This window comes from Shewanella sp. SM95 (genome assembly GCF_025653595.1).
GTDB classification, from domain to species: domain Bacteria; phylum Pseudomonadota; class Gammaproteobacteria; order Enterobacterales; family Shewanellaceae; genus Shewanella; species Shewanella oncorhynchi.
In genome coordinates, this window is record NZ_JAKKSE010000002.1 from 361618 (window position 1) to 387041 (window position 25424).

Sequence of the window (25424 nt, forward strand, 5' to 3'; positions counted from 1 at the left end):
ATGTTGCTCCGTCATGAACCTTACAGCGTCCAGCGATAGAGCCAGGTTTCAACCTGACGAGGAGTTGGGAACTTAAGTTCAGCGCGCAGTTCGATAAGATCTTTATCTTCTGGCTCTAATTCAAAAGCTAAGCGATAGCCATTTTTAGCGGCATTACGGGCAATCACCACATTCGTGACCACACCACCAGAAGCTTCAACTTTAGCGACTGGCATTTCATCTGTCATCGGACCTTCAACTTGATAGTCGACCACAAATAAACGTCTTGGAGTCGCCTTAGCAATATCGGCACGACCACTGGCAGAGCGAGAAATATGTACAGCACCGACTTTCGCAGCAGGTTCTTCACCCCAACTCATGCGATAGGCAAAATGAAATTCACCGCCAGCAGGAATAGGCTGACGTGGTTTCCAATAACTAACAATGTTGTCATGAATTTCAGACTCTGTCGGAATTTCAGTCAACACCACTGAACCTTGCCCCCAATTACCCACAGGCTCAATCCATAGGCTTGGGCGACGTTCGTAATGGGCTTCTAGATCTTGATATGACGCATAGTCACGCTCACGTTGGATCAGACCAAATCCCTGAGGCGAGTTGTCAGAAAACGCACTGACTTGTAACTGACGTGGATTAGCTAATGGGCGCCATAAATGCTCACCACGACCATTTAACATCAATAAACCATCAGAATCATGTACTTCAGGTCTAAAATCATCGGTGTCGTGACGACCATTGAGTGAATGTAAGAACATGCTAGTGCTTGGTGCTAAACCGACTTTGCTCAGCTCAACACGAGGAAACAGTGTCGCTTCTACATCAATCAAGGTGTTATCACCGGGACGGACAGAGAAAGTATAGGCACCTGCTACGCTTGGGCTATCTAGCAAGGCATGCACAACAATCAAGTTGCTGTCATTGTGTGGACGCTCAACCCAGAAGGCGCGAAATATCGGGAATTCTTCCCCTTCAGCGTCAGCCGTTTTTAACGCCAAACCACGGGAAGATAAGCCATAGGCGTTACCTTTACCTAAAGCGCGGAAATAACTCGCACCTTGGAATACCATAAGCTCGTCAAATACACCATTCGTATTCAATTGGTTATGAATACGAAATCCTGAGTAGCCAATGTCGTCATTCGGCAGCGCTTGAGTAATCACTTCACCCGCGGTGAAATATTTAGGCTCATAGGCTAAGTGCGTTGCATTCTGACCTTCTACAATCGCAATCTCGATCAGATCTTGAAAATAGAAACCACGGTGGAACATTTGCATTTGAAATGGCACGCCCTGATCACGCCAAATAGACGCAGTCGGGTTAAAACGAATATCTCTGTACTCATCGTATGACAGTTTAGCAAGGCCAGCTGGCAAAGGATCTTTGAGGGTCACATAAGGTTTCGCTGCCAAACGTTTTGCAATCTTCACGACAGTTTCGCTATCAAAAGCGCCTGTCTTAGTGAATCTGATTTGATTTTTTGTACTGGGCTGAGAAATCACTTTCGGTGGAGTAACCACAGGAACTGCCTCGGCGGGTTTTGTCTCTTCAGCGTACGCGACACCAGACAGGGCGACTACAGCGCCTAGCGTCAGTGAACATATGAGTGACGAATAAGGTTTGGACGATGGGCAACGCAACAAGCTAACCATAGATAGGTAACCTAAAAAATAAACTAAGAAATCAATGTTTTTTATGTATACAGTGAATTTTTTTCACTCTGATTTAGAGATGAAAAAAAACAGTTGCTTACATATCGCGAAAGATATCAGAAGGAGAAAAAAACTCATAAATAAAGATGCAGTTAACCCCTTCTACACAATACTATTTGAGAATAAGCTTATACCAAAAATGAATATTAAAATAACATTATCATGCTTATTTCTGTTTTCAAAGTTACAAAAACAAATTAAGTGATCCAAATGCTACATTATTGAAAGTAAAATGAGCCTTTTTACACCTCAACTAAGTGTTGATGATCATAGATGAAATATCACAATAAGCGAATCAATCTGTTGGTAAGCCTAAGGATTAACACTAAGACAGCAGGAAATTTCAAAATTTTACCCGCTTAAATGTATCAAAACAACTGAGCTGATGTCACTGAAACTGCGGATCTATTTTAACATTTCATTGCCTGAACTATTTTGGCAGAAAAAGTGTCACAGATAATCCGCCCTGCTCCCTAGGCGCAATCACTAAACGACCTTGGTGCAATTCTATGATGTGATAGCAGATAGACAAACCTAATCCCGCGCCTATGCCTTCATTTTCATTCACACGATAAAAACGTTCTGTCGCATTGGCAATCTGCGGCTCTGTCATGCCTTGGCCTCGATCCGCGACACAAATACAGATTTCATCATCCAAAGCATGGGCCGACACTGAAATCTCCGATTCCTGTGGACTGTATTTACAGGCATTTTCGATAATATTCTTCAGTACAAGTAGCAAATAAAAACGATCACAGGTCACCGTTAGATTGGATGCGATATCGATATTCCATTCATAATCTGTGATTTGTGGCATTAATTGATTAAGCGCATCTTCGACCATAGGCAAAATGGCGTGGGATGACACATTAAGCTCATTAATCGAGTCCACCCTTGCTAATACGAGTAATTGTTCAACGGTATGACTCATGTGCACGACGCCAGCATCTATCGCAGCTAAATGGAATTTCTGCTGCGGATCATCATCAATCAGACTCTCTAAGCCATGTTGATGTAATTTAATCACAGATAATGGCGTTTTAAGCTCATGGGCCGCATCGGCGCTAAAACGACGCTCACGGGCGATAAATCGCGCGATACTATTGATATATAAGTTCAATGCGCGCCGAACAGGGACTAATTCTTTAGGCAATGACATAGTCAACGGGGTCAAATCGTTGGGTGCCCGTCCAATTAATTCTCTTTCAAAGGTTTTTAATGGCCGAAACAAGAGATAAAACAAGAAGCTAACAATAATTAATGTTAAAGGCACTACCATCAAGGGCACGATAACGGCATTATGCATGATTTGCGATACAAGCTCTTGGCGTACTTCATCCTGTTGAGCAGTGACAATCCAAACATGATTTTTAACCGAAAAAAAACTGAACACATGCCAGAGTTCTCCTTCGAACACTTTCTTATGATAACCCTGTACGAATCGACTGATAGGTTGATGACCAATATTATCCGATAAAACTAAGGCTTCACCCGCCTCACTCCAGATTTGAAACGCCAATTTATGCTCATAGGCCAGTTTCAGCGCATCGGCCTTTTCGGCAAAGGAACTGATCTGGCTATCGGGAACGTGGAGCACTTGGGGTATGACGAGATCCTGAGCTGTTGTATTGGGCTCAGTATGATAGAACAACTCCAACATTTTAGCGGTTTGGAGCATTTGCGCATCGAAGAGTTCTTCGATTTGATGCTTAGAATCCCGAGTACTCAACCAGCTAGATACAGCGACGGATACTGAAATACCTGACAAAATTAATAATGTCAGTACCAAACGCAGTGAATACACATCTAGCCCCTTTAATCGAATCACTTCTTTTTCCTAACGACTATGCTTCAAGTCATCACTGCGTTATCAGTACCCACAAACGTGGAGCTTGTCACTTAACTCTTCAAATTAATTTATTTCGATCAAGGTATAGCCTATTCCACGCACGGTTTTGATTAATTCATTGGCAAGTTTTTTGCGCAGATGGTGGATATGCACTTCTATTGAATTACTGCCAACCTCATCCCAGCCATAGGTTAACTGTTCTAACTGGCTGCGGGTCAATACACGCCCTGCCGACTGAGCGAGTTCGAGCAGTAATTGAAATTCACGCCGTGAAAGCAGCACATTTTGATCGCGAAAGGTCACTTCACGGGTATTTAAATCGATACACAAAGCACCAATAATCAAACTGTTGTGATCGAGCCCATACTGACGCCTGACGATGGCACGAATGCGCGCAGCCAATTCACGCACATCAAAAGGTTTACCGAGATAATCATCGGCGCCCATGTCTAAACATTCGAGCTTAGTGTCAAAATCCGTATTCGCGGTCAGAACTATTGTGGGAATTGACACCCCCTGCTGGCGCCAAGCTTTAAGTAACTCTTTACCATTACCATCAGGCAATCCCAGATCGAGCACTATGGCACTGAAGCTTTCATTTTTAACCCCCAGCAAAGCTTGCTGATAACTATTAAGGTGATCAACTTGCATACCCAGCTTTGCCAAACTCAAGCAAATCCCTTGGGCTAATAACTCATTGTCTTCAACCAACATAATACGCATTCAATGTCCTTAACTGAGCCCTAACGGAAAATACTGAACTTAACATCTTGTTGCTGTAAAAAATCTTCCGCGTCTCGCCCCTGCAGCATAGCCATAGTGGCGAGCATACCTGCAGTCACGCAGTTTGGCCCTAACACAGTCACAGAGCGCGGCGCATGGATAACGGGATAGCCAGTGCGTGGGTCGACAATATGGCCGTAACGCTTGCCATCGACTTCAAAAAATCGCCGCGTATCGCCACTGGTCGCTAATGCACCCTGACTAATCGCCAGTACACTCGCAGCGTGATCGAGGTGTCGTGGGTCTTCAATTCCCACTTGCCATGGCGTCACTTTGGACACGGGACAAGCGATATCACCGCCAAAATTCACTAACACTGGAATGTCTGGATAACATTCGGCTAACTCATAGGCGACTCTGTCGACCGCATATTCTTTTGCGATACCACCAAAATCCAATTTCATTCCTGTTGGCATCTCAATATGGCGCGAATCAAACTCGATGTGCTCAAACCCCACTAAGGCTTTCGCGGCAAGTATGCGACCATGTTCGGGCAATTGGGCTTTGGGATCAAAGCGCCACAGTTCCATTAACGGCCCAGCAGAAATATCAAAGAGTCCATCACTGAGCTGAAAACATTGTTTAGCAAAAGCCAATAACTGCCAGGTTTCTTCATCGATAAGCTGCTTATGACCATTGGCATGGTTTAATTGCCACAGACAATTCTGCGCGATAAAGCGACTGTACTTATGTTCGATACGCAGCGCCTCAGTGACAGCCATGTCCAACATATCGTCTGCAATATCAAGTTGATCGCACCCAATGAGTATTTCACAGGGACTCGCCATGGCCCTAAATTCACCCACATAACCCCAATCACGGCGTTGCAACGAATAAGGTGCGGTCTTTAGGGACGATGTCGACATCATAAATCACCTCTTCACATGGCATCCCACTGGGATTCCGATTGAATAAGTTCAGGCGCAAATTGAGTATGGGTAGCTAAGCTACCCATACAGTTTAACGCCTTGCTATCTGAGCCAGTAGCATTATTTCGTATTAAAAAGAATAACTAAACTGTGCTGTAATTGCCTTCTGAGTCGGAAACAGATCGAAGTTTTGCAGCTCTCCAGGAATCGTAGCGCCGTTATTTTTCGGATCCTGTTGGTAATACTCTAAGCGATACGACATTTCATGACCGCCCGATAATCTATGGCCAAATTTAACCCCAATCGTATATGCCGACATATCTCCGATACGATAATCGGCACTGGCAAACTCTGGCAGTGGCGTATCAGCCATCAAGAAAGGTTGATAGAAGTTAGCCGCAGTTTGTTGGTAATAGCGCAGATGTAATTGACCATAGAAGTTGCCGGTAAAGTAATACCGATAATGGGTTTCTAAGGTATGTGATGTGAGGTCCCAGTCATCGGTATTATAACGATAGGAAAAATCCACCACACCCGCATCTAATGCGCCTTTGGTCATCACGTAAAAACTGTGCTTCAAGCGCGAATCGGGGCGGCTCTCATACAATAAATCCTGAGTAATGCCGTTGTTATCCACCACACTGATCACCTTGTAGGGATCCGTTAAATAGCCATTCACACTCGACAAGCCGTAATTGGCCTGCAACAACCAGCGCTGACTAAGCACTTGGGTGATACCTAACATCACATCCGCGGTCTGCTTATCATCACTGCCACCTTGACGAGTCGCATCGAATGCGCTGCGATAAGCTTCCTCACTGGTGAAGTTATCGCGAATGACCATCGAAGATAAATCCACCGGACGACCGCCAACGGGGTCAACCACATCGAAACTATAAGCCGTACCTAAAAATAAAGTGGTGTTGTCTTTATTAAACCCTCGCTCAATTCCGGCATTGATGCCCATTGACATATAATCAAACTCTTTCGAGCCATATGCGCCAACACTGAGTTTCCAATCTGGTGTTAGCACTTCACTCCAACCGACATTGGCTTGTACGCGAGTATCGTGAAAGGTGTCATCTAACGGCGTTTCCCCCGCTGAAACATGATATTGCCCATTACCTGATGGTCGAGTAAACGTTTGGCTGGTACTTTGGGCCACAGCGCCCGATGCTGAAGGACCCGTTAGACTGTCAACCACGAGTTTGAGATCCAGCACACTGTCATCGCCAAAGGCTTTTTGCGCTGTGCCTATGGCTTCGATGGCTTGTACTCTATCTTGCTCACCGTAATACATTAACGCAGCATCAATCTTCCAGTCGTCAGCTTTTTTAGATAATTCAGTCGCATGGCCACTTGTTGCAAACAGTCCACAACTGGCTAATGCGAGAGCACCCGCTATCTGCTTCGATTGTCTTGTATTTATTGGGTTCTTTTTTTGAGTCATAGCTGACAACACCTGTAGGTCACTTCCATCCATTCAATACCGCGGGATTTCGCCCCAGATTTTAGAACATCTGCTCGTCACATTTGTTTTAGTACGTCTGTTCATTACATCTGTGCGTTACATTTATTCGTAACATCTAAAGGCAAATAACACCAACGGAGAGTTTAGTTACAGCCACATCCGCCACCGGCAAATGCACGACCGCCGCTACTGCCTTCTTTACTAAAATAAATATGATCATCGAGTGCTAGATCGAGCTTTTCACTGTCGAGCGCCATATCGCTGCGGGCCAACTGGCCTTTCTCCCACGGCTGCACTCCTAAACTTGAACATCCACTCAAACCTATGATGAGCGTTACTGCGACTAATGCGGGTTTAAGCATAAATTACTCCTTCAGTAAATTGACGAGCTCTTGCTCGTATTCAGCGGTTTTATCGGCATAAAAGCCAACATGATGCTGTACTAACTGACCTTGACGATTGAACATAAAACTGCTCGGCATGCCCAGCAAATCGAAACTGCGAGCGACATCACCTTCGGGGTTAAAACGCACTGAAAAATTGGCAGGGACTTGTTTCAAGAATTCCTGGGCTAACTCGTTATCTGTATCTAGGTTGATTGCCACGACAGCTAATCCCTGATCTTGATACTTTTTTTGTATTTCATTCATCCAAGGAAACGATTTACGGCAAGGGCCACACCAGGATGCCCAAAAATCGACATAGACGACTTTGCCTTTAAACTCACTCAGGGAAACGGCTTGGTTTTGCGCGTTAAACACTTGATAGTCCAGCGATGGCGCGGCTTGTACGCCTGCGGCCAATAAACTGAGTAACAATAATATTTTCTTCATAGCATATTCCGCATTAACGATTACGTTCGAATCTATTAACTGAATCTTAAGGTTTTCTTAAACAAGCTTATATAAGTTTAATTAACCTACTCACCACGCGAATGAACCATAGTTATCAGCATCGCCTTAATCACATGAGTGCTGATTAAGTGACCGATTTCATCCAAAATGGCAAATGTGAGACATTTTGTCCCATTAGAAAAAGTGAAATTAGATCTGCGTCATGTTAATCAAATGTCAAAATCAGTTCGGTCACATCTCTTAAAAATTCTTGATATACATCAATAATCTTTACACTCCAACGGCCTAAACTGACACTGTCAATTATGTAAACCCTTACCAATTTACATTTAAATAACAAAAAGGTTGACCCATGGACACACATGCAGCCCTATATGAACAGGGAAAGGCGCGCTTAGATGCGTTACGCCAATTCGCTCCCCGTCAACAACAATCGCTGATTGAGAAAATGCAACAGCACGGCATTAGTCGCCGTGATTTTATGAAGTGGAGTGCCATGGTGACGAGCATGCTCGCATTACCCCTCCCCTTTAGTAACTTAGTAGCCGAAGCTGCAGAATTAGCCGATCGTGTACCCTTAATCTGGTTACATATGGCCGAATGTACTGGCTGCTCCGAATCTTTAATTCGTACCGATACCCCCAATCTAGACTCACTGATTTTCGATCATATTTCCTTGGAATATCACGAAACCTTAATGGCTGCAGCGGGTTGGCAAGCCGAAGAAAACCTCGAACATGCACTCGAAACTTACAAGGGCCGCTATTTACTGGCCGTTGAAGGGGCGATTCCGACTGCAAATAACGGCAGTTTCTTAACTGTGGGTTGTAAAGGCCACACGGGTTTAGAAATCATCAAGCATGCTGCAGAAGGCGCCGCCGCGATTATCTCTGTTGGCACTTGTGCGGCGTTTGGTGGGGTGCAAGCCGCTTATCCAAACCCAACGGGGGCTAAAGGCGTGCATGAAGTGGTCAGTAAACCCGTGATTAACTTAGGCGGTTGCCCACCGAGTGAAAAGAACATAGTCGGCACTTTGATGTACTTCATCATGTTCGGAAAATTACCTGCGCTGGATATGTTTAATAGACCTAAATGGGCTTACGGCGCACGGGTACACGATAACTGTGAACGCCGCGGCCGCTTCGATGCTGGTGAATTCGTTGAAGAATTTGGCGATCACGGTGCGAAAGAAGGCTACTGCCTTTATAAAGTCGGTTGTAAAGGTCCTTACACCTACAACAACTGCCCAACCGAGCGCTTTAACCATCACACTAGCTGGCCAGTACTCGCTGGACACGGTTGTATGGGTTGCTCAGAACCTAACTTCTGGGACGATATGGCTGACTTTGAAAAACCCCTTGGCCGTCAACTCCTCCATGGATTGGATGCGACCGCAGATACTATTGGTGCGGTGATTTTAGGCGCGACAGTGGTGGGCATTGGAGCCCATGCCGTTGCCAGTATTTTTGCCAAACCGCTGGAGGAATAACCCATGAGCAAGCGCGTTGTTATCGACCCTATCACACGTATCGAGGGTCACTTACGTATCGAAGTCGAAGTTGATGAAAATAACGTCATCAACAAGGCTTGGTCATCCTCCACACTTTGGCGCGGTATTGAAGTCATTCTCAAAGGCCGCACGCCTATGGATGTTGGCCTTATTGTGCAACGTATCTGTGGCGTATGTACCTATTCCCACTACCGCTGCGGTACTGAAGCGGTTGAAAATGCGTTAGGAATTCAAATTCCATTGAACGCAAGATACTTACGTTCATTAATGCAAACCTCTTTATACATGCACGACCATATTGTCCATTTTTACCATCTACACGGCTTAGATTGGGTTGATGTGGTTTCTGCACTGAGCGCCGATCCTGCTAAAGCGGCACAAGTTGCCCTGAAATACACAGACCACCCCATAGCGGCGGGTGAAGGTGATTTAAAAGCGGTACAAGAAAGAGTTAAAGGCTTTGTCGAAACGGGAAAATTAGGTCCATTTGCCAACGCTTATTGGGGCAACGGCACCTATAAATTTACCCCAGAGCAAAACCTTATCGCGCTATCTCACTACCTTAAAGCGCTTGAAGTACAACGTGTTGCGGCAGAAATGCTAGCCATATTTGGTGGAAAATCACCACATCCACAATCCGTTGTTGTCGGTGGTGTGACTTCGGTGCGCGACATGCTCAGCCCTGCTCGCCTGCAGGAATGGAAGCAAAAACATGCGACTGTAACTGACTTTATTCTGCGTGCCTATCAAGCAGATATCGTGATGGCGGCCGAAGCCTTTGGTACTGAACCTAGCGTGTTGGGCGGCGTAAACGTGAAAAACTTCATGGCGACCGATGACTTTGTGTTAGCCAATGGCGAATACATGTTTAATCAAGGCGTGATCATGAATGGCGACCTTGCTGGCGTCAGTGATGTGAATCCAGATCTGATTGCCGAAGACGTCAGCCACGCTTGGTATAGCGCCGATGCACCGCAACATCCCTATGACGGTACAACGATTCCTAATTACACTGGTTTTGTTGAACGCGACACTGTCTACGGCAAATTGCCAACACTGGATGGTGATGGCAAATACTCATGGGTGAAATCTCCCCGTTATCAAGGTGAACCTGTCGAAGTGGGTCCACTCGCCTGCCTATTGGTGAGTTATGCCCGCGGTAACAAGGTGGTCGTGGATTCGGTTAATGGCCTGCTCGCTCGCACAGGTCTACCCGTAGCGGCTCTATTTACCACTTTAGGTCGCACTGCAGCCCGTATGTTGCAGACAGTCATCGTCGCCCAAGAAGGGTTAAAAACCTTTGATGCGCTGCTGACGAATATCCAGTCCGATGAATCTACCTATGTAAAACCCAATATTGATCCAAATAAAGAGTATGTAGGTCACGCCATGATCGAGGCGCCACGCGGCATGTTAAGCCACTGGATCCGCATTAAAAATGGAGTGATTGAGAACTATCAAGCCGTGGTACCGACGACCTGGAACGCAGGTCCTGTGGATGCCAACGGAAAAATGGGTCCCTATGAAGCCTCTTTAATTGGCTTGAAACTAGAAGATCCTACTAAGCCCCTTGAGGTGATACGTATTATTCACTCATTTGACCCTTGCATGGCGTGTTCTGTACACGTAATGGATTTCAAAGGCCAAGCATTGAGCGAGTTCCGTGTCAGTCCCAATGGTCAATAATCGAGGGAGGGAACGCAAAATGAACCATTCTGCAACCCGCATTCGGACACTGATTTTTAGTCCGGCAATACGGATTTTTCACTGGCTCAGGGCACTATCAATTCTGGTGCTAGTGATCACCGGATTCTATATTGCTTGGCCGTTTCTGGTGGCGCCTGAAAGTACGGACGTACTCGTACAAGGCTGGATCCGCTTCGCTCATCTGATCTGCGGTTTTGTACTAACCGCAATCACTTTAGTGCGCTTCTACCTGTATTTTTTCAGCCGAAGCGACATTGAGCGGCGCTCATTTCGCGATGTCATGAGCGTAAAAAGCTGGATCACTCAACTGAAATCTTACTTATGGATGGGGCACTTACATAAAGCCGGTGTCTATGGACCGCTGCAATTTGTGACTTATGTAGCAATCTCACTGGTCGCTCTTGTGATATGTATAACGGGTCTGGTGTTGTACGCCAATGTGTATCACCAAGGTTTAGGTGGCATGCTTTGGGGCAGCGCCGCTTGGATCACGGCACAAATGGGTGGGCTAGCACAAGTTAGGATTTGGCATCACTACCTCACTTGGGCATTTGTTATCTTTGTGGTTATCCACGTCTATATGGCGGTTTGGTCAGGGATACGCTTCAAACATAACTCAGTTGACTCGATTGTCTCTGGCTATGACTACCCAAAGCCAGACTCACACCACTAGGAATCCAATGAAGATATTGCTACTCGGTATTGGCAATGTCCTGTACGCCGATGAAGGCATCGGCGTACATTTTGTCAATTATATAGCTGATAATTATCAGTTTACCCATGAGTCCCACCAGCTAACGCTGCTCGATGGCGGCACCTTGGCTCAGGGACTTATCCCTATTATTTGCCAATACGATTATTTAATCGTGGTCGATACAGTTAATGCCAATGGCGTAGAAGCGGGCGAAGTCTATTTCTTCGATTTTGATAAAGCGCCGAAGGAAATCGACTGGCAAGGCAGCGCCCATGAAGTCGAAATGCTGCAAACCCTCAATATGATGGAAATGGTTGGCGACAGACCTAAGACCTTTGTGCTGGGCGTCACCCCAACCGTGCTCGAACCTATGGTGCTAGGCTTGACCCCTAAAGTCGCCGCCGCGGTACCTTTAATGGAATCAAGCTTGTTATCCCACTTAGCCTCCCTTGGGTTCACTGCGACGCGTGTTGCCGAGCATAGTATCGACTCGCTGATCCCTGACTCTTATAAACGTGGCGTTACTACTGGTGAAAGTATATAGAAGATGAAAAACATCAGATTTGATTTTACCTGCTCACGTCAGGTGCCTTTGTACGCGCATTTATGTAATCAATATCTAAATTACGATGAACTAAATATCAGCATAGGCTGTGATGGTCAACATAGCTCAGGTCAATATAGTGCTGGCCAACATGACTTTGGCCCTCAAAGCTATTTTATTGAAGCTCAGGGCGAGCAAAACCAACTAGAACAATTGGCCGATGCCATTGCCGCGGACTTTTTGATTTCCGCTTGGTTGATTGACTCTAGCATTAAAGTCATCGACGAGCCCCAAGGCAGTAAAACCTTACTGCCCTTTCCACAGTCTGGATCAAGCTCTGCCATAGTGCCTTTTTGCCAGCATTGTTATCCGTTGATTGGCGATAATCAGTCGGCAAAGTTTGGCACACTCGATTTAATTTGCCCTTGCTGCAAAGGCGAAACACAATTAACGTCCGCACAAAAAGCGTTAACCTTGTCAGATATTAAAGCCATGGCACAGGGACTGCTGACACAAGGCCCACTGACATTAGCGGCCGCCGATAATCTGCAACTTAGTCTGACACCGTTTGCTCAGCCCTTAGGCGAGCGGCCACAACTGTTAATTTGTAATCCCAATACGCTAAACGCCCATTTTTGTCTGAACGATGCGCAGGTGCTCGCGCTTTCGAGTATTGAAAAGCCGCTTATCTGCGCGAGACCCACGCAAGAACACGACAAACTCAGTGCGCCGCTGTACGACATTTGCTTTGCCTACAGCCGAGTGATCTTAGTGCTCGGGGAAGTATTACGACAAAAAGGGGTCGATTGGGTTTACATTAAAGGGCCGCATAATAGGCCGAAGCTAGCGTGGGTCGATGGTGCTTGGGCACAAATCGCCAGTCACGATTTAAGCTCAACACAGGTTCAAACCAAGCACTTTATCGCTCCAGAACCCTTAAGGGAAAAAGTCAGTTTTCACGGTTATCAGGCCCAATGGCAAGCGGCGAAACGTTCACGATCGCACCAAGGCGAACTGAGTGTGGCAGTATTGACTCAAGTACCGTCAAGTGAAGACAGTGATATTAATTGCACCAGTATGCTAAGCGATAATAATCAAAATACAGTCAACACAGAAAAGCACACCCTTGCAGACGCAGCGCTATTCAGTGCGCTGCTCAACGGTAAGTTTACCAATCATAAACAGGCAAAAAATGCTGCGGTCATTTACTTAAGCCATACCCACGCCAGTCAAATTGTCACCTGCGATAATAAGGGCGACACTGAACTTTTCTTTGCCTTGCCCGAGCTGCCCGATAACGGTTACGAAATCTTCCATCAACTGGACAGCAGTCCGCAAAAAGCCGTAGCACAAAAATTTAAGAGCCTGTTCCCCGAAGATTACCTAAAACTTTTAAGCCTAAAGCTTCACGGCAGACGGGACAACTTACAAAGCCTGTGGGCGATTGCTGCCATATTAATTGGCCTTAATACACAAGAAGAGACTCAAAGCCAAGCAAGGCTCAGCGATGCACTCATGGCCGCCGCCATGCGCTACCACGGTGCCAATGCACCGCGTATCGATTATCCGCTGACCAAAGGTGAAGCCCACCGCAGCCTAAATTGGTGTAAAACCTTAGGCACTGTCTTAAGTTTTCGTATTGCGGGTAATGACGATCCGAGTCAGCTCGCCTTTGCAATGCAAGACTCGCTGGCGGACTATTTATCTAACTGGATCGAGCATATCGATTTAAATATCGGCGTGCACAATATAGCCTTAGCGGGTAATGAATTAATCAATGAAACCCTGTGCAAACGCATCAGCTTACGCTTAGGCAAAAACTTCCCCTTAGTGATCAATCGCAGCCTGGATTTAGACGGCGATAACTTAGCCGTTGGGGCACTTTACGTTAAGCAGCGCCAACTGAATGCCCATGATTAGGAGGCCAAAAGTTAAGTCACAACGCATAAAGCCACATAGGCACAATAGTCGCCACAAAAAGCACAGTGACCTGCAGATAAAACGAAGGCTGGCATTGGAATACCTTGTCCACAAGGGAGCCACGTTAAAACGCTGTCAGTTGCACGTCACAGGCATAGTACAAGGGGTGGGATTTCGCCCCTTTGTCTATCGTTATGCCCTTGAGTTTCAACTGACGGGCACTGTGCTCAACAATGCCAAGGGCGTGACCATTGAGCTGCAAGGTAATGATGAAAACCTCACTCGCTTTATCACTGCACTCAATACCACTCCACCGCCACTCGCCCGTATCGACAATATCAGCCAAATACCACTGCCGATTTTATTAAGCGAAACCACGTTTGAGATTATAAAAAGCGACAGCCATGAGGACGATGATCCAAGTTCACCGATAGGTGCACTAGTGGCGGTATCGGCAGATAAAAGTACCTGCCAAGATTGCTTGAACGACATGCATAATCCTGATGACCGCCACTTTGGCTATGCCTTTACCAACTGCACTAACTGTGGCCCTCGATACACGATTATCAATGCTTTACCCTATGATAGGCACAACACCGCCATGGCCGATTTTGACATGTGTCCCGAGTGCGCCAAAGAATATCAAAACCCACTCGACCGCCGCTACCATGCCCAGCCAGTCAGTTGCCCCGTTTGCGGCCCCAGACTCAGTTTAAAAACGCCCCAAGGGGAATGCATCCTTCCCAATGCCTCAAATGTCAGCGCACCTGAATTGGGTACGGACCTTGCGGTACTTCAAGCTGCGGCAGACAGATTACGCCAAGGGCAGATTCTGGCAATTAAAGGATTGGGTGGATTTCACTTAATCTGTGATGCCCGAAGTGACAATGCTGTCAACGCACTTCGGCTGCGAAAACAGCGCCAAGCCAAGCCGCTAGCGGTGATGATGGCGGATATCACTATGGCGCAGCACTATGTTACAGGGACGAATGCCGAGTGGCGAGTATTGAGTTCGCAGGAAAGGCCCATAGTGCTGATGAGTAGCCGAAGCGATCATGACCTCAGCTTAGCTGTCGCCCCCAATCTGAATAAACTCGGGGTATTTTTACCCTACACACCGCTACATCATTTGCTATTATGTCTCTTCAAAGGGCCATTAGTTGCAACCAGCGCCAATGTTTCCGGTGAACCTATCATCACTGATTGTGATGAGCTTATTAGTCACTTAAGCCATGTGGTGGATGCGATAGTCGGTCATAATCGGCCGATTATTAATGGCTGTGATGACAGTGTGGTGCAAGTGATCCAGCCGCAACTGGATTCCTCCGCAGAGGTGCAAGTATTGCGCCTCGCCCGCGGCTATGCACCGTTAAGTTTCCCCTTAGAGATACCGCTGACCCAATCGATTTTGGCCGTGGGCGCACAGCAAAAAAATGCCATCGCCTTAGGCTTTGGCAATAATGTGTTTTTAAGTCCCCATATTGGCGACCTGTTCAGTGTCAGCGCCGAGCAGTATTTTGAGCGCACCTTAGCCACTTTTGCTCGGTTGTATCACTTTACGCCAAATCTTATTATTCGCGATAAACACCCAGATTATGCCCCTTCACGCTGGGCTGAAATGCACTCAAACTCGAGTGTAAAACTCAGCGATACCCGTCAAAATCAATGTTTATCGGTGCAACACCACCATGCCCATGTGCTCAGCGTAATGGCAGTTAACCAATATCGAGAGCCCGTATTGGGCTTTAGTTTTGACGGTACTGGGCTTGGCGACGATGGCAGTTTATGGGGCGGTGAAGTGCTATTAACTACGCTCGATAAAGCGCAGCGACTGGCCCATTTTGAGCCCATAGCCCTGCTAGGTGGCGAGCAAGCCATTAAGCAACCCGTTAGGTTGTTACTGGCATTATTATTCGAGCAAATGAGCCTCGATGCTGTGCTCGCATTACAATTGCCTATATTAAACAACATTCGCCCAAACACTCTGGCTAACTTACATAAGATCTGGCAGAACGGCAGCGCGATAAAAACCTCCTCTGTCGGGCGACTGTTCGATGCCCTCGCCTGCGCCTTAGGCTTAATAGAAACCACACTGTTTGAAGGCCAAGCGGGCATGGCGATAGAAGCCGCGGCCAATCGCGCCGATGCATTAGCCCTTGAAGTCATTTCGCTTAACTTACCTCTTGACATCGACCAGTGGCGAAGCAGTGAGATGTTCAAGCAAGTTGTTGAATTGATTACAGCACAACCGCTAACAGACAATAGATGCTATGCCATCGCCCGCGCCTTTCTACACACATTAGGTGATGCTCTCTGTGATTATGCAGCCCAGTATCAACACCTCCCAACCGTGCTCTGCGGTGGCGTATTTCAAAATAAATATCTATTGGAATACTGCCTGAGCAAGCTCAGCGCCCAAGGAAATAAAGTGTTATCCAGTAAACAGATACCCATCAATGATGGCGGCATCGCCCTAGGCCAACTTTGGTATGGCATTCATCAGAGTCAATAACCTTACTTATTTGATAAGCCCTGATGTTCGCTCGCCATTTTTATCCCCATAAACCTGACGAACATCAAAGATCCGTAGCGCAATTTGTATCACACTCAACATTAGCGTAACCAAATTAACGATTCGTACATCAATCATTATTTGTCAGGCAAAGTCCTCGTACTCTGCCGATACAAGGAGAGGTAAAATGTGTAAAGACTGCGGCTGCTCCCTTACCCGCCACGACCATGATCATCTAGGCGCGCATGCCCATAGCCATGAGCATAATCATGACCATTCACATACTCATGAGCATAGCCATCAAGAGTTACACACAAATCCTCAGTTAAACGATAAAAAAACCTTGTCAGTCATCCACAAAATTTTAGATAAAAATGATGTCGAAGCTGGACATAACCGCGCCCACTTTGAGGCACATAACATCACGGCCTTCAACATCATGAGTAGCCCGGGCAGTGGCAAAACCACCCTATTAGAAAATCTCAAAGAATACACGCAGCTCAACTATGCGGTGATCGAGGGCGACTTAGAAACCTCCCGCGATGCTGACCGCCTCATCGCTAAAGGCATTAAGGCCTATCAAATTCAAACGGGCAGCGCCTGTCACCTCGACGCCTTTATGGTGCACGGTGCCCTACATCATCTGCCGCTTGAAGGACTCGATATTTGCTTTGTCGAAAACGTCGGTAATCTCGTCTGCCCAGCCAGTTATGATGTGGGCACTCACAAAAATATCGTGCTGCTATCAGTGCCAGAAGGCGATGATAAGATTGAAAAATATCCTGTGATGTTCCGCCGCGCCGATGTAGTTTTTATCACTAAGTGCGATCTACTGCCCTATTTTGATTTCAAGATGGACGAAGCCAGAGCGCAGCTTAAAAAACTCAATCCAGCAACTCAAATTATTGAAGTCTCAATTAAAGATGGCGACTCCATGCAGGCAGTAGCCGCTTGGCTTAAAGACAACATTCGAGGTGCACAATAATGTGCTTGTCCATACCTTCCCAAGTGGTGGCGGTCGATATTGAGCGCCAGAGCGTCACAGTCGACACCTTAGGCGTGCGCCGCGATGTCAGCAGTCATTTAATGAATGAGCCACTGGAAATTGGCGACTATGTACTTATCCATATTGGTTTTGTGATGAACAAAATTGATAAGGAAGATGCGCAGCAAAGCATTGATCTATATAAAGAAATCGTCACTAAGCTTGAAAATGAAGCCATACACTGACCATCAGCAGTGCAGGATTAAGTCGCAAGGCGCACCCCTATCGAGTGCACCGAGGAAAAAGCATGCTTGAACTAAGACACCTCTATCAAGGCTTTCGCGATCCCCAAACGATTGCCAATTTAGCACGGGATATTCAGTTAACCGCTAAATTGGTTAAGCAACAAATCAATATCATGGAAGTCTGTGGTGGCCATACTCATACGATTATGAAATACGGCTTGCTAGATTTACTGCCGGATAATATTGAATTTATCCATGGTCCTGGCTGCCCAGTGTGCATTATGCCTAAAGAGCGCATTGACCAAGCCGCGGCGCTTGCCTCCCAAGAAAATGTTATTCTTGTTACGCTGGGTGATATGATCCGCGTGCCTGGTTCTCAAGGCTCTTTAGCCAGTTTTAGGGCCAAGGGCTGCGATATTCGCCCAATTTACGATCCCTTAGATACGCTCAAAATTGCCCGCGATAATCCTGATAAAACCGTAGTGTTCTTCGCCATTGGCTTTGAAACGTCAACCCCAATGACAGCAATTTTGTTACAACTGGCCGAACAAGAAAAACTCGAAAATCTACTGTTTCATATCAATCATGTATTAGTGCCACCCGCAATTGATGCCGTGATGCACGACCCAAAAGCGAGGGTCAACGCCTTTATCGGCCCAGCCCATGTAAGCGTGATCAGTGGCGCAAAAATCTATCGCAGCACAGTCGAAAACTATGGCACGCCCGTAGTGGTCGCAGGATTTGAGCCCGTCGATGTGATGGAGTCGATTTTACGGATTGTGCGCCAAAAAGCCGCGGGTAAAGCGGAGCTCGATATCCAATACAGCCGCGCAGTATCGGAGGACGGCAACCTCACGGCGCAGGCCAAAGTAAATCAATTCTTCAATGTCAGACCGCAATTTCGCTGGCGTGGACTAGGCCCAATCCCCAATTCAGCGCTGCAGCTTAAACCCGAATATGCCCACAGAGACGCCGAACTGCGCTTTAAAGACCGCCTACCCGTGAAGGCAATTGACGATCATAAAGCCTGTCAGTGTGGTGATATTCTTCGTGGGCTTGCTAAACCAAAGGACTGTAAAGTGTTTGGCCGCGGCTGCAATCCCGAAACGCCCTTAGGCAGTTGCATGGTCAGCTCCGAAGGTGCTTGCAATGCCTATTACCGCTATCAAGGTATCGATATCAAGGAACCACATCATGGCTGATACGCTTAAAGATAAATCCATTCAACTCAGCCACGGCGGTGGCGGCAAAGAAATGAATAAACTGATCCGTGATCTGTTTTTTGCCGAGTTTGATAACCCAATCCTTCGCAGCGAAGAAGACGCTGCTAAACTCGATTTGCACGGTGCTAATGCCTTTACCACAGACTCTTTCACCGTATCCCCTTTATTTTTTGCCGGCGGTGATATCGGCAAGCTCGCCATCGCAGGCACAGTCAACGATCTCGCTATGATGGGCGCAGAACCTCAGTATTTGAGTTGCAGTGTGATCATAGAAGAAGGCTTTTCTATCAATGATTTAACGACGATTGTCCGCAGTATGGCGAAAGAATTAAAACACAGTGGTGCACGGATTGTCTGCGGCGACACTAAAGTCGTACCCAAGGGGTGCGCCGATGGTTTATTTATTAATACCTCAGGCATTGGTCGTATCTTGCGTCCCAATATTTCCGCGGCGAATGTCACCGTGGGCGATGCCATTATTGTCTCCCGTGATATCGGCTGCCACGGTGCAGCGATTTTAATGGCGCGTGAAGGACTCACGCTCGAATCAGCATTACAAAGTGACTGCGCGACGCTCTGGCCCATAGTCGAGCAATTGATCGCCGCCAATATTCCCATTCATGCGATGCGCGATGCGACACGCGGCGGCTTATCGGCGGTGCTGAACGAATGGGCTGTCGCCTCCAATGTTGGTATCACAGTAAATGAAGCCAGTATTCCCGTAAGCGATGAAGTCAAAGGTCTGTGCGAACTCTATGGTTTCGAAGCCATGGATCTTGCCAACGAAGGCACTTTCATCCTCGCCGTCCCCAACGACATCGCCTTAGGTGCGCTCGAGATCATGCAACGCTTTGGGCGCTGTGAGCATGCAGCGATTATCGGTACTGTGAGTGATGATTTAGTGGGGAAAGTCGTGCTAAGAACACCTTGGAATACTAAGCGTTATCTCGATCTTCCCCAAGGTGAACTGCTGCCAAGGATTTGCTGATGCACGAATATTCGATTGTGAGTGCCCTGATTGAGCAATGCGAACAGCACGCGCTGGCCAATCATGCCGATAAAATCACCCGAGTGGATATCAAACTGGGAGTCATGAGCGGGGTTGAACCTAGCCTGCTACAAACGGCCTTCGATACGTTCAAGCTCGATGGGATTTGCAAAGAAGCCCTACTCAATATGCAAATTCAGCCGCTAGTGATACTTTGCCAAGACTGCCAGACTGAATCCGTACTGAGTGAGCGCACGGTCGTCTGCCCTGCATGTCAAAGCTTTCGTACTCGCGTACTCGATGGCGAAGATATGTTACTGATGCAACTTGAGATGGAGCAGAACGAGGATTAATCATCCACGATACGTATTGTTAACGACAACGCTATTGATAAAACGCTCTATAAATAAAGAATGCTATCAATAAAGAACGCTCTTCAACACAAAAATGGCTTCGAGCACACAGAGCTCAAAGCCATTTTAAACCACACTATTTCAGTCACGCTACATCAGCTGTAGATAGAAGCTTCACCCTCTGGGCGCGTCTTGAGAACGCGCAGGAACCACATATACTGCTCTGGGTAAGCTAAGATAACTTGCTCGACCACTTTGTTCAGTGCCAACGCCTCATTTTCTTTGCCCACCATGTCTTCAGGCGCAACGGCCGTCATCACAGTGAGATCAAATTGGCGTGAGGTTTGATTGTAGCCAATCTTTACTGGCAGCACTTGGGCATTCCCCGCCTGCGCTAAACGCCCAACAACAGGTAGCGTTGCCTTCACTGTGCCTAAAAAAGGCGCAAACACGCTTTGTTCAGGACCTAAGTCTTCATCGGGAAGATAAAAGAAACTGTTACCGCGCTTAAGCTCAGCCAATAACGCCCGAATGCCCGCCTCGCGCATATACACATGGCCACCACAACTGCTGCGTACACGATTACTAAACCAATTGAATAACCCGTTTTTATGGGCTTTGGCCATAGTCACCATAGGCAACTCAAGGTTAAGGCGTAAACCAGCATAATCGATTGGCCACACATGGGGCATGATAAAAATGATCGGTTGCCCCGCGGCCTGCGCTTTAGTCACATGTTCAAAGCCGATTAAATTAACTCGACGACGTAAATGCGCTTTTGAGCGCACCAGCAATTCGCCCTGTGCTAACAACACCAAAACGAAGTTTTGCACGTTCTCACGGATTAACACTTCAATCTCGGCGGTGGATTGCTCAGGAAAGCACGCCCTTAAGTTGGCTCTGGCAACGCTAATGGGCTTTTTGGCAATTGGCATCACTATTTTTGCCAATAATCTTGCTATGGGATCACGCAGCCATGCGGGCATGAGTCCGAAAATCACTAATAGACCAATCACTAACCAAGTGGCCCAGTATCTAGGGTGTAATAAGGCGAGTTTAAAGCGACGGTCGAAATGTTTGGGCTGTCTTGACAAAGAATTCACCTCAGACAGTGGATAGAAATAATGGAGATATTGCACGAAAAAATAAACAGGAAAGCCACTCTCTAAGGAGTGGCTTTCCCATCAAACAAACGAAATTACTTACCCGTGTTTGCTGCTTCTACACGAGTTTTCAGCTTTTGGCCGGGACGGAAAGTCACGACACGACGAGCAGAAATTGGGATATCTTCGCCTGTTTTTGGGTTCCTTCCCGGTCTTTGATTCTTGTCCCTAAGGTCAAAGTTGCCAAAGCCAGATAACTTGACCTGCTCACCACTTTCAAGTGCGCCCCGAATCTCTTCAAAGAACGACTCAACCATCTCTTTGGCGACACGTTTGTTCATTCCGAGTGTTTCAAAAAGATGTTCTGCCATTTCGGCTTTGGTAAGTGCCATACTTTAATCCCTCAACGATGCGTTGAACTCGGACTTAAGGGCAGAAACGACTGAACCAACGGTCTCAGCAATCTCTTTTTCCTCAAGCGTACGAGTAGTGTCTTGTAATGTAAGTGCTATCGCCAGGCTCTTCTTGCCAGGTTCAACACCTTTACCTAAGTATACATCGAACAAGTTTATGCCAACCAACTGATTTTCGCCAACTTTTCTTATCAATTTCATTACATCACCTGCAGATACACTCTCATCTACTACGACTGCGATGTCACGACGATTAGCTGGAAACTTAGATACAGCTTGGGCTAGCGGCAAACTGGTATGCAATAAAGCATCCAATTCCAACTCAAAAACGATGGTTTTACCATTGAGTCCAAAAGGCTTCTCCAAACTAGGATGGATTGCACCTATATGACCGATCACTCGATCATTTCTCAATATTTCAGCACATTGCCCCGGATGGAGAGCAGAATGCGTCGCTCCTCTAAAGCTAAATTCTGATGCGGAAACTGTCAAGCCGATAATTGCTTCTAAATCACCTTTAAGGTCGAAAAAATCAACAGTTTTCGATTCCATAGCCCAATGTTCATCATTTTGGAGCCCAGTAATGACACAAGCGAGCATTGCTTGCTGTCTTATACCGGATTCTGCATTGATATCAGGAACAAAGCGCAGGCCAGTTTCAAAAAGTCTCACGCGACTCTGTTGACGACTTTGGTTGTAGCCAACGGCGGCCAATAAACCGGTGAACATTGACAGGCGCATGGCCGACATTTCACTGGAAATTGGGTTTGGTAACACCATAGCGTCTAAACCAGGATGAACCAGATTTTGCAGTTTTGGATCGACAAAGCTGTAGGTTACCGCTTCTTGGAAACCACGAGCGACCAATAAGGCACGCACGCGTTTTAGGCTTAAGTCAGATTCTTTATGATCTGACATACGCAGCGCAGCAACAGGCGCCGTATTCGGGATATTGTTATAACCGTAAATACGGGCCACTTCTTCGATCAAATCTTCTTCAATCGCCATATCAAAACGATAAGTCGCGGTAGTGACCTGCCAACTATCTTGGCCAACAACCACACTAAAACCTAAACGTTGTAAGATTTCAACGACATCGCTATCAGGTACATGGTGACCTAAAATTCGATCTAACTTGCTGCGACGTAAAACGATTTGTGCAGGTTTGGGTAAATCAGCCTCTGATTTAGCCTCAACTACAGGGCCAGCTTCACCGCCACAGATATCCAGTACTAAACGCGTAGCACGGTCGATAACCTTGTGTTGCATCTCAGGGTCAACACCACGCTCAAAGCGGTGTGATGAATCTGTATGCAAACCTAAACGACGTGACTTACCCATAATGGCAAGCGGCGCGAAGAACGCACATTCAAGCAGTATGTCTTGGGTCGTGTCGCTCACGCCTGAATATTCGCCGCCAAACACACCAGCAAGGGCTAATGGACGCACATCATCGGCGATCACTAAGGTATCGCTTGGGATGGTCACTTCGCTGCCATCAAGCAGAGTGATTTTCTCTTCGCCAGTGCCTAAACGCACTTGGATATCGCCCGTTAACTTGGCAAGATCGAAAGCGTGCATAGGTTGACCGAATTCAATCAACACAAAGTTAGTGATGTCTACGATGGGATCGATAGAGCGAATACCGCTACGGCGCAGTTTTTCCTGCATCCATAATGGCGTAGGCGCTTTCACATTGACGTTTTTAACCACACGGCCTAAGTAACGTGGACACGCAGCAGGCGCGTTAACGTTAATCGTGACCTTTGCATCTGTCGTTGCCGTGACGGCTTGCCACTGTGGCTCAACCACTGTTTGGCGGTTTAACACGCCCACTTCACGGGCAAGACCTGCCATACCTAAGCAATCGGCACGGTTAGCCGTTAAGTCTACATCGATAACGGCATCATTAAGTTGCAGATAGTCGCGGATATCAGTGCCAAGTGGCGCGTCCAATGGCAATTCGATAATGCCATCGCTTTCGACGTTAATGCCAAGCTCGCTGTAAGAGCACAACATGCCTTCTGATGGCATGCCACGCAGCTTGGCTTTCTTGATTTTGAAATCGCCAGGTAATACGGCGCCAACCATAGCCACGGCCACTTTAAGACCCTGACGGCAGTTTGGTGCACCGCAGACGATATCGATAAGTTCACTACCACCAACGTTGATTTTGGTCACGCGCAGTTTATCGGCATCGGGATGCTGACCACACTCAACCACTTCACCAATCACTACACCGCTAAAATCGGCAGCTACGGCTTCAACGTCATCGACTTCGAGACCGGCCATAGTGATCTGGTGGGATAATGCTTCACGGCTGACTGAAGGGTTTACCCATTCACGAAGCCAAGATTCGCTAAATTTCATGCTATTACAGCTCCGTTATTTAAATTGCTTCAGGAAACGTAGGTCGTTTTCGAAAAACGCACGTAAATCGTTTACGCCGTAACGCAACATAGTTAAGCGCTCGACACCCATACCAAAAGCAAAACCAGAGTATTTTTCTGGATCTATGCCAACGCTGCGCAGCACATTCGGATGTACCATACCGCAGCCAAGCACTTCTAGCCATTTACCATTTTTGCCCATCACGTCCACTTCCGCTGAAGGTTCAGTGAATGGGAAGTAAGATGGACGGAAACGCACTTGCAGATCTTCTTCGAAGAAATTACGCAGGAAGTCATGCAAAATGCCTTTCAATTCAGCAAAGTTAACATGCTCATCAACCAACAACCCTTCCACTTGGTGGAACATAGGCGTGTGAGTTTGGTCGTAATCGTTACGATAAACACGACCAGGAGAAATAATGCGTAATGGTGGCTTTTCAGTTTCCATAGTACGGATTTGCACGCCCGAAGTTTGGGTACGCAGCATCAGTTTAGGATTGAAATAAAAGGTATCATGATCAGCACGCGCAGGATGGTGCTCAGAGATATTCAGTGCGTCGAAATTGTGGAAATCATCTTCAATTTCAGGCCCCTGCTTTACCGAGAACCCTAATTCCCCGAAAAAGGTTTCGATGCGCTCAATGGTTCGAGTCACAGGATGTAAGCCACCGATCTCTTGGGTGCGGCCTGGCAAAGTCACATCAATCTTTTCGGCGATTAATTTGGCTTCCAATTCCGAACTTTTCAGACCATCGATACGCTCAGTTAATTTTTGTTGAATCGCCTGTTTAGCATCATTGACCGCTTGGCCAAAGGCTGGCTTTTCTTCAGGGCTTAAGCTACCCATCATTTTCATCATGTCGGTGATCTTACCTTTCTTACCAAGGTAATCGACACGGATATCATCCAGTGCTTTTAGATCACTGGCCTGGTCAATAATGACTAAGGCTTGTTCTACGATCTCAGTTAACTGCTGCATTTTCTCTTCCACTGCATAGTCGCGCTTGATAAACAAGTGCTATGGGCGCCAAACTTTCAGGCTATTTGGGTGCTCAGGTTATCGGGCGTTAATGCCAGACGCTTTGCTAGCTATAACGAAATAAAAGGATAGAAATTTTACGCGAGCGAGCGGCATATTACTAGGGCTTATTGGGGGTTTTTATCATGCAAATTCATGTGTTACCCCAGTTTGGAGCCTGAGTTTTACTCAAGGGGAAACCCAAACCTCGATTCTGACGTAAACAACTTCCGCTTTCAGCCACTAGCAGCATTTGTAACTAAACTGTAAACTCACACCTGTAC

At 46.7% G+C, this 25424-nt stretch carries 22 protein-coding genes; 11 read left to right on the plus strand and 11 right to left on the minus strand.

What is annotated here, in order from left to right:
• Positions 1-20 precede the first annotated feature (20 nt).
• The 7 genes from L5M29_RS04345 to L5M29_RS04375 all read right to left on the minus strand — a co-directional run bounded on the left by L5M29_RS04345 (position 21) and on the right by L5M29_RS04375 (position 7514).
• The gene (locus tag L5M29_RS04345) at positions 21-1649 is read right to left on the minus strand and encodes a glucan biosynthesis protein G (RefSeq protein ID WP_049821716.1); all 1629 of its coding nucleotides are present in this window, start codon (positions 1647-1649) and stop codon (positions 21-23) included.
• 490 nt (positions 1650-2139) lie between these two features.
• Entirely contained in the window at positions 2140-3537 is a 1398-nt protein-coding gene (locus tag L5M29_RS04350; RefSeq protein WP_263166431.1) for an ATP-binding protein, read from the minus strand.
• 84 nt (positions 3538-3621) lie between these two features.
• Positions 3622-4281, minus strand: a complete 660-nt coding sequence (locus tag L5M29_RS04355; RefSeq protein WP_028760171.1) for a response regulator transcription factor — start codon at positions 4279-4281, stop codon at positions 3622-3624.
• 20 nt (positions 4282-4301) lie between these two features.
• Positions 4302-5210, minus strand: coding sequence for an FAD:protein FMN transferase (locus L5M29_RS04360; protein ID WP_263166432.1), 909 nt, complete (start codon positions 5208-5210; stop codon positions 4302-4304).
• 130 nt (positions 5211-5340) lie between these two features.
• Entirely contained in the window at positions 5341-6660 is a 1320-nt protein-coding gene (locus L5M29_RS04365) for a DUF3570 domain-containing protein (RefSeq protein ID WP_263166433.1), read from the minus strand.
• 164 nt (positions 6661-6824) lie between these two features.
• Complete coding sequence (locus tag L5M29_RS04370) at positions 6825-7043, minus strand: DUF4266 domain-containing protein (RefSeq protein ID WP_028760174.1); 219 nt, start codon at positions 7041-7043, stop codon at positions 6825-6827.
• A 3-nt stretch (positions 7044-7046) separates the two neighbouring features.
• Positions 7047-7514, minus strand: coding sequence for a TlpA disulfide reductase family protein (locus L5M29_RS04375; RefSeq protein ID WP_028760175.1), 468 nt, complete (start codon positions 7512-7514; stop codon positions 7047-7049).
• A 373-nt stretch (positions 7515-7887) separates the two neighbouring features.
• On the opposite strand from L5M29_RS04375, the gene hyaA reads away from it, so the two are divergent.
• The 11 genes from hyaA (at position 7888) to hypA (ending at position 20216) form a co-directional block, all read left to right on the plus strand.
• Positions 7888-9024 carry a nickel-dependent hydrogenase small subunit gene (gene hyaA / locus L5M29_RS04380; RefSeq protein ID WP_028760176.1) on the plus strand — a complete coding sequence of 379 codons (1137 nt, stop codon included), beginning with the start codon at positions 7888-7890 and terminating at the stop codon, positions 9022-9024.
• 3 nt (positions 9025-9027) lie between these two features.
• Positions 9028-10731: a nickel-dependent hydrogenase large subunit gene (gene hyaB / locus L5M29_RS04385; RefSeq protein WP_028760177.1), complete on the plus strand. Its 1704-nt coding sequence runs from the start codon at positions 9028-9030 to the stop codon at positions 10729-10731.
• Between the two features lie 19 nt (positions 10732-10750).
• A complete protein-coding gene (gene cybH / locus L5M29_RS04390; RefSeq protein ID WP_028760178.1) occupies positions 10751-11425 on the plus strand; it encodes a Ni/Fe-hydrogenase, b-type cytochrome subunit in 675 nt (224 codons plus the stop codon).
• 7 nt (positions 11426-11432) lie between these two features.
• Positions 11433-11990: a HyaD/HybD family hydrogenase maturation endopeptidase gene (locus tag L5M29_RS04395; RefSeq protein ID WP_105252281.1), complete on the plus strand. Its 558-nt coding sequence runs from the start codon at positions 11433-11435 to the stop codon at positions 11988-11990.
• A 3-nt stretch (positions 11991-11993) separates the two neighbouring features.
• Positions 11994-13910, plus strand: a complete 1917-nt coding sequence (locus L5M29_RS04400) for a NiFe hydrogenase (protein ID WP_263166436.1) — start codon at positions 11994-11996, stop codon at positions 13908-13910.
• Complete coding sequence (hypF, locus tag L5M29_RS04405; RefSeq protein WP_411569031.1) at positions 13903-16422, plus strand: carbamoyltransferase HypF; 2520 nt, start codon at positions 13903-13905, stop codon at positions 16420-16422. Before L5M29_RS04400 ends, hypF begins: the two co-directional genes overlap by 8 nt.
• Positions 16423-16609: 187 nt before the next feature.
• Positions 16610-17407 (plus strand): hydrogenase nickel incorporation protein HypB, encoded by a 798-nt coding sequence (gene hypB, locus L5M29_RS04410; protein ID WP_105252278.1) that lies wholly within the window; start codon positions 16610-16612, stop codon positions 17405-17407.
• Entirely contained in the window at positions 17407-17652 is a 246-nt protein-coding gene (locus L5M29_RS04415) for a HypC/HybG/HupF family hydrogenase formation chaperone (RefSeq protein ID WP_028760183.1), read from the plus strand. The genes hypB and L5M29_RS04415 overlap by 1 nt, the downstream gene beginning before the upstream one ends.
• Positions 17653-17714: 62 nt before the next feature.
• A complete protein-coding gene (gene hypD / locus L5M29_RS04420) occupies positions 17715-18854 on the plus strand; it encodes a hydrogenase formation protein HypD (protein ID WP_263166441.1) in 1140 nt (379 codons plus the stop codon).
• Complete coding sequence (hypE, locus tag L5M29_RS04425) at positions 18847-19863, plus strand: hydrogenase expression/formation protein HypE (RefSeq protein WP_263166443.1); 1017 nt, start codon at positions 18847-18849, stop codon at positions 19861-19863. The genes hypD and hypE overlap by 8 nt, the downstream gene beginning before the upstream one ends.
• A complete protein-coding gene (gene hypA, locus L5M29_RS04430; RefSeq protein WP_028760186.1) occupies positions 19863-20216 on the plus strand; it encodes a hydrogenase maturation nickel metallochaperone HypA in 354 nt (117 codons plus the stop codon). Before hypE ends, hypA begins: the two co-directional genes overlap by 1 nt.
• Before the next feature lie 155 nt (positions 20217-20371).
• Here hypA and lpxM read toward each other — a convergent pair whose 3' ends face one another.
• From lpxM to pheS, 4 genes are all read right to left on the minus strand, one after another.
• Positions 20372-21310, minus strand: coding sequence for a lauroyl-Kdo(2)-lipid IV(A) myristoyltransferase (gene lpxM, locus L5M29_RS04435; protein ID WP_263166445.1), 939 nt, complete (start codon positions 21308-21310; stop codon positions 20372-20374).
• A 104-nt stretch (positions 21311-21414) separates the two neighbouring features.
• Complete coding sequence (ihfA, locus tag L5M29_RS04440; RefSeq protein WP_006081370.1) at positions 21415-21711, minus strand: integration host factor subunit alpha; 297 nt, start codon at positions 21709-21711, stop codon at positions 21415-21417.
• 3 nt (positions 21712-21714) lie between these two features.
• On the minus strand, positions 21715-24102 hold the full coding sequence (pheT, locus tag L5M29_RS04445; protein WP_263166447.1) for a phenylalanine--tRNA ligase subunit beta: 2388 nt from the start codon (positions 24100-24102) through the stop codon (positions 21715-21717).
• 15 nt (positions 24103-24117) lie between these two features.
• A complete protein-coding gene (gene pheS, locus L5M29_RS04450; RefSeq protein ID WP_006081368.1) occupies positions 24118-25101 on the minus strand; it encodes a phenylalanine--tRNA ligase subunit alpha in 984 nt (327 codons plus the stop codon).
• Between the last annotated feature and the right edge of the window lie 323 nt (positions 25102-25424).